Raw genomic sequence first — 1,118 nt, 5'->3', positions numbered from 1 at the left:
TGTTTACCTCGATGAATCAACTGCACCGGGGCGATATCGGCATCAACCCCGCGAAACCCGAGGTCGGCCAGCACGGTCTTCGGCTTTGACACGCCCGGCAGATCCTGAAGCAAGATGGTTGTTTGTTCAAGTTGTCCGGCCAAGGTATGCCCGTCATAAGGGTTGCCTGCAAACGAGCGTGCACCGACGATAAGACCTTGCTTCTCCGTGATCGCGAGACTAACCTTTACGCCAAACTCATAGGGCTGGCGAGCCTTGCCTTTCGAGATGCACTCCACCTCTGGCGCGTGGAGCGCGTAGAGCTTGTGCTGATCCTTCGCACGCTGGCGGCAGATACGCCAGGCGCGCTCAAGCCAAATCCGCAAGGATGCCTGCTGCTCAGTAGAGGCGTTCGATAACTTTCTCTCGATGTCACGCAGCAATCGTCCGAGTATTGTGCGCTGACGCTTGAGCACCCGGCGCAGTCGCTTGAACTGTTTCGCATGTGCATAGCCACCGGCGCGGCGACGCAACTGCTTTCCCTCTCGCTCGTATGTTTGTTTTAGTGTCAATCCAGCGCGTTGCGCGAGCCTTGCGAGTTTGCCTCGTGCAACCTCCAGCAAACGGCTGTCAGTCGGATAGGCAATCGCTTTCTGTTGGACCGTCGTATCGACAATCACGCGCTCGAACTCGGCCGGCCTCGCCGCTTTCATTTGCACCGCTGCGGCAATTGTCGTCGCGAGTAACTCCTCGACACCGGCTTCGCCCAGCGCCTGCCGAAAGCGCACGAGGTTGGTCGGATCGCATGGCATGCGCGGTTGAAAATACTCCTCGCCGCAGAAGAACTGGAAGTACACGTCTTGTGCCCAGCGCTCACAAACCGAATCATCGCTTTCGTTGTACGCGTGCTTCAGGTAAAGCAGCCCGACCATCAGCCTGATCGACAGGCGCGGACGTCCCGCAGCGCTGAGGCCCGCACCGGCAAGTTTGGGTGCCGTGCCGAACAGATCAATCTCCGCGCTTATCCGGCCCTCGCGAGCACGTCGCTCGAAGATAGGCGTCAACGTCGCTTCTATCGACGTCCATGGCATCCGGTTAGCCAGGATCGCCAGCGCGTGCCGTAAATCGATCATCGCATC

Annotated in this window: 1 protein-coding gene; it reads right to left on the bottom strand. The window is 58.9% G+C overall.

What is annotated here, in order from left to right; all coding sequences use genetic code 11:
* The coding region (locus tag AWB75_RS36440) for an IS5 family transposase (RefSeq protein ID WP_061128744.1) at positions 1 to 1,112 on the bottom strand (1,112 nt) is incomplete at its 3' end.
* Between the last annotated feature and the right edge of the window lie 6 nt (positions 1,113 to 1,118).

The organism is Caballeronia catudaia (assembly GCF_001544755.2).
Lineage (GTDB): Bacteria > Pseudomonadota > Gammaproteobacteria > Burkholderiales > Burkholderiaceae > Caballeronia > Caballeronia catudaia.
This window is presented reverse-complemented; position numbering and strand designations above follow the sequence as displayed.